General features: G+C 74.3%; 6 protein-coding genes. All 6 read left to right on the forward strand.

Annotated elements, in window-relative coordinates; translation table 11 throughout:
- Positions 1-206, forward strand: a 206-nt coding sequence (locus tag BGO22_RS00235; RefSeq protein ID WP_286848220.1) for an NADH-quinone oxidoreductase subunit K, incomplete at its 5' end; no start/stop codon positions are given.
- The gene (locus tag BGO22_RS00240) at positions 203-1771 is read left to right on the forward strand and encodes a proton-conducting transporter transmembrane domain-containing protein (protein ID WP_286848221.1); all 1569 of its coding nucleotides are present in this window, start codon (positions 203-205) and stop codon (positions 1769-1771) included. The genes BGO22_RS00235 and BGO22_RS00240, both read left to right, overlap by 4 nt.
- Positions 1768-2100, forward strand: a complete 333-nt coding sequence (locus BGO22_RS00245) for a Na+/H+ antiporter subunit E (protein WP_286848222.1) — start codon at positions 1768-1770, stop codon at positions 2098-2100. The genes BGO22_RS00240 and BGO22_RS00245 overlap by 4 nt, the downstream gene beginning before the upstream one ends.
- Positions 2097-2393 (forward strand): MrpF/PhaF family protein, encoded by a 297-nt coding sequence (locus tag BGO22_RS00250; RefSeq protein ID WP_070399617.1) that lies wholly within the window; start codon positions 2097-2099, stop codon positions 2391-2393. The genes BGO22_RS00245 and BGO22_RS00250 overlap by 4 nt, the downstream gene beginning before the upstream one ends.
- A complete protein-coding gene (gene mnhG / locus BGO22_RS00255; protein WP_286848225.1) occupies positions 2390-3202 on the forward strand; it encodes a monovalent cation/H(+) antiporter subunit G in 813 nt (270 codons plus the stop codon). Before BGO22_RS00250 ends, mnhG begins: the two co-directional genes overlap by 4 nt.
- 40 nt (positions 3203-3242) lie before the next feature.
- Positions 3243-4568: sensor histidine kinase (locus tag BGO22_RS00260; protein ID WP_286848226.1), on the forward strand; the 1326-nt coding region annotated here is incomplete at its 3' end.

A 4568-nucleotide genomic window follows, 5' to 3' on the forward strand; every position in this document is an offset into this window, starting at 1 on the left:
TGGCCACCAGCGCCAACCCGCTGCCGCAGGCGCTGATCCTCACCGCCATCGTCATCTCCTTCTCGCTCGTCGCCTTCACCGTGGTGCTGTTCGAGCGCGCCCACCGCGCCCTCGGCACCCTGGACCCCGACGCCATGCGCGAGGCCGAGCCGCGCGCCGAGGACACGCCCGCGCGCGCCGCCGCACCACAGGGGCTCGTCCAGTGACGCCGCACCTGCTGCTCACCCTGCCCGTGGCCGTGCCCCTGGCCACGCTGGCCCTGTGCGCCCTGCTGCAGTCCAGGCCCGCGTTGCAACGCGCCATCAGCCTGCTGGGCAGCGCCGGCCTGCTGATCGCCAGCGGACTGCTGCTGCGCGCCGTGCTCGACGGCACCGTGCTCGCCACCCAGTTCGGCAGCTGGGCCGCGCCCTTCGGCATCAGCTTCGTGGCCGACCGCTTCGCCGCCGCCATGGTGGTCATCACCGGCCTCATGGCCGTGGCGGTGTCGGTCTACGCGCTGGCCAGCGGCGCCAGGGAACGCGAAAGGGCCTGGTTCCACCCGCTGTACCACGGCCTGCTGCTGGGCGTCACCGGCGCCTTCCTCACGGGCGACATCTTCAACCTCTACGTGTGGTTCGAGATCATGCTGATCGCGTCCTTCGGGCTGCTGGTGCAGGGCGGCACGCGCGCGCAGCTCGACGCGGGCGTGAAGTACGTGGTGCTCAACCTGCTGGTCACCACGCTGTTCCTGCTGGGCGTGGGCCTGCTCTATGGCCTCACCGGCACGCTCAACATGGCGGACCTGTCGCTGGCCCTGCCCGAGGTGCCGAACCAGGGCCTGGTGGCCACGCTGGCGCTGCTGTTCCTGCTGGCCTTCGGCGCCAAGGCGGCGGTGTTCCCGCTGTTCTTCTGGCTGCCGGCCGCGTACCACACGGCCAGCGCGCCGGTGGTGGCGATCTTCGCGGCCCTGCTCACCAAGGTGGGCGTGTACGCCATCCTGCGCTGCTTCACGCTGGTGTTCGGCGGCACGCTGGACTTCATCGGTCCCATCGTGGGCGCGCTGGCCGCGCTGACCATGGTCACGGGCGTGCTGGGCGCGGCGGCGCACTACGACGTGCGGCGCATCCTGTCCTTTCACATCATCAGCCAGATCGGCTACATGCTGGTGGGCCTGGCCGTGGCCACGCCGCTGGCGATCGCGGGCGCGGTGCTCTATGTGCTGCACCACATCGTGGTGAAGGCCAACCTGTTCCTGATCGCGGGCGCGATCCGCCTGGCCGGCGGCTCGTACGAACTCAAGCGCATCGGCGGCCTGCACCGCAGCGCGCCGCTGCTGGCCCTGCTGTTCGTGGTGCCCGCGCTGTCGCTCGCGGGGCTGCCGCCGCTGTCCGGCTTCTGGGCCAAGTTCCTGGTCATCCGCGCCAGCCTGGAGGCCGGCCACGTGGCGCTGGCCGTGGTGGCGCTGGTGGTGGGCGCGCTCACGCTGTACTCCATGCTGAAGATCTGGAACGAGGCCTTCTGGAAGGCGCCGAGCGAGCTGTCGATGCGCGCCGCGGGCGAGTGGCGCGCGCGCGGTGCGGCGCGCGCGGTGATGCTGCTGCCCATCGCCACGCTGGCCGCCCTCACGCTGACGATCGGCCTGTGGACCGAGCCCTTCGTCGACTTCTCCCTGCGCGCGGCCGAGCAGATGCTGGGCCGCGAGGCCTATGTGCAGGCCGTGTTGGGCGCCGCCGCGCCCGCCCCGGCCCTCCCGCCCCTCTTGCCCCCCTTGCCCGAAGGAGCCGCCCCATGAAACCTCTGCTGCGCCGCGCGCGCGCCTGGCTGGTGCTGGCCGGCCTGTTCGCGCGCGAACTCACGCTGTCGGTGCACGACGTGCTGCGCGCCGTGCTGCGCCCTTCGCGCGTGCAGTGCAGCGGCATCGTCGCCGTACCGCTGAGCCTGCAGGGCGACACCGCCATCGCGCTGCTGGCCAACCTGGTGACGCTCACGCCGGGCACCACCAGCCTGCACCTGTCCGAGGACAGGGGCGTGCTCTACGTGCACGCCATGAACCTGAGCGACGACACCGTCGCGCAAATCCAGAGCGGCTTCGAGCGCCGCGTGAAGGAGTGCCTGGAATGAACCCCACCCTGTTCGATGGCGTGCTGACGCTCAGCGCGCTGCTGCTGGCGGGAGCGGTGCTGGCCGCGGGCGTGCGCATCGTGCGCGGACCGGCCGCCGCCGACCGCGTGATCGCGCTGGACATGCTGGGCCTGATCGGCGTGGCCGCCGCCGGGCTGGCCGCGCTGGTGGCGGACGCGCCGGCCTTCGTGGACATCGCCCTGGGCGTGGCGCTGGTGGGCTTCCTGGCCACCGTGGCCTTCGCCGGTTTCATCGCGCGCGCCGCGCGGCCCACCGGGGAGGAACGGCCATGAGCGGGTGGATCGGATCGGCGCTGCTGCTGGGCGGCGCGCTGTTGTGCCTGCTCGCGGCGCTGGGCGTGCTGCGCCTGCCCGACTTCTTCATGCGCATGCACGCGGCCACCAAGGCTGGCGTGGCCGGCAGCGGCCTGGTGCTGCTGGGCGTGGCGGCGCTGCAGGGCGACACGGCAACCTGGGTCAAGGCCGCGCTGGCGGTGCTGTTCCTGCTGCTCACCACGCCGGTGGCGGGCCACCTCATCGGCCGCGCGGGCTACGTGAGCGGCGTACCGCTATGGCGCGGCACGCGCGAGGACGCGCTGCGCGGCGTGCTGCCGCGCAGCGGCCTGGACGAGCACGCCCCCGCGGACGCGGCACCGGTCCGGCGCGTGGTGCTGGCGCTGGCCGCCGGGCCGCACATCGACGCCGCCATCGCGCAGGCGGTGGCCCTGGCGCGGCGCCATGGCGCCGAGCTGTGCGGCGTGGCGGTGATCGATCTGCCGCGCCTGCAGAACGTGGGGCCGGTGCCGATCGGCGCGGGCTGGCACGCGCAGCGTCTGCGCGAGCACCGCATCGCCCAGGCCCGCCAGGCGGCGGCCGACGTGATCGAGCGCTTCGAATCCGCCGCCCGCGCCAGCGGCCTGGCCTGGTCGGCGCGGCTGGAGGAGGGCCGGCCGCGCGCCGTGCTGCGCGCCTGCTGCGACGACGCCACCGTGCTCACGGTGGCCGCCGAGGGCTGGTTCGACCAGGGCGTGCTGGACCTGCGCGTGGACGTGGCCAGCCGCCTCGACCTGCCCGGCCTGCGGCCGCCGCGCGTGCTGCGCTGAGCGCGGGCCTACGATCGGGGGCCCCATGCCCCGATCGCCCATGACCCGCTGGATCCACCGCCTGCCCATGACCGCGCGCCTGTCCCTCGCGGTCGTCGCCGTCATCCTGGTGACGGCGCTGGGCACCACGCAGATCGCCATGCAGGGCCTGCTGCGCCAGGTGGAGCGCCAGATCGAGCGCACCGGACAGATCTACCTCGATGGCCTGGCCGCCGCGCTGCTGCCGCCGGCGATCGCCAACGACGCACCCGGCATCCAGCGCGCGCTCGACGAAGCCCTGCGCATGCACCAGGGCCTGGTGGACCGACACCTGTTTCTGCTCGACACGGGCGGCCGCACCCTGGCACGCGCCGACCGCGTGGGCCTGCCCGAGGCGCCGCTGCCCGGGGCCATCGCCGAGCGCGCGCGCGGCGACAAGATCGATACGAACGACGGCAGTTACTGGGTGTGGCGCCCGCTCAGCGACGACCGCCTGTTGGCCGGCGAACGCGCCGGCGCGCTCACCGTCGTGGCCAACCTGGACTTGGCCGACTACGTGGCCGAGCGCCAGCGCCTGTGGTGGCGCGTGGTGGTGTTCAACCTGGGCCTGGGCGGGGTCTGCGCGCTGCTGGGGGTGCTGGTGATGCGCCGGCTGCAGCGCCCGCTGGACCTGCTCACGCGCCACCTGCAGCGCACCGGCGAGGCCGGGCCCGAGCCGGTGGCCGAGGCACTCATCCCGCCCCACGACGGCGAGAACGCGCGGCTGCTGCGCGCCTACAACCGCATGGCCGGCGCCGCGCGCGAGCGCGAGGCCCTGATCGCGCGCCTGGCCGAGCAGGAGCGCGAGGCCGTGCTGGGCCGCCTGTCGGCCACGCTGGCGCACGAGGTGCGCAACCCGCTGGCCGGCGTGCTCACCGCCGTCGACACGCTGCGCCGCTTCGGCGAGCGCCCCGAGGCGCGCGCCGAAGCGCTGGACTTCATGGAACGCGGCCTGCACGCGATCGGCGGCGTGGTCGACGCCACCCTGGCCACGCACCGCCCCAGCGCGGAGGAGCCCGCCTTCGGTCCGCGCGACCTGCAGGACGTGCAGCGCCTGCTGGCGCCGCAGGCGCGCCGCGTGGGCGTGGCGCTGGTGCTCGAATCCCGCCTGAGCGAGGCCGTGCCGCTGGCCGGTGGCGAGGTGCGCCAGGTGCTGCTGAACCTGCTGCTCAACGCCATCCAGGCCTCGGTGGAGGGCGCGCGCGTGACGCTGCGCTGCGAGCCGCGCGAGAACCACCTGTGGCTGGAGGTGGCCGACGAGGGCGCGGGCCTGCCGGGGCCGCTGGCCGCCAGCCTGGAGCGGGGCGAGGCCCCCGCGCCGGGCGCCGGCCTGGGCGTGGCCGTGGTG

This window comes from Hydrogenophaga sp. 70-12 (assembly GCF_001897365.1).
In the GTDB taxonomy this organism is placed as follows: Bacteria; Pseudomonadota; Gammaproteobacteria; order Burkholderiales; family Burkholderiaceae_C; genus Hydrogenophaga; species Hydrogenophaga borbori.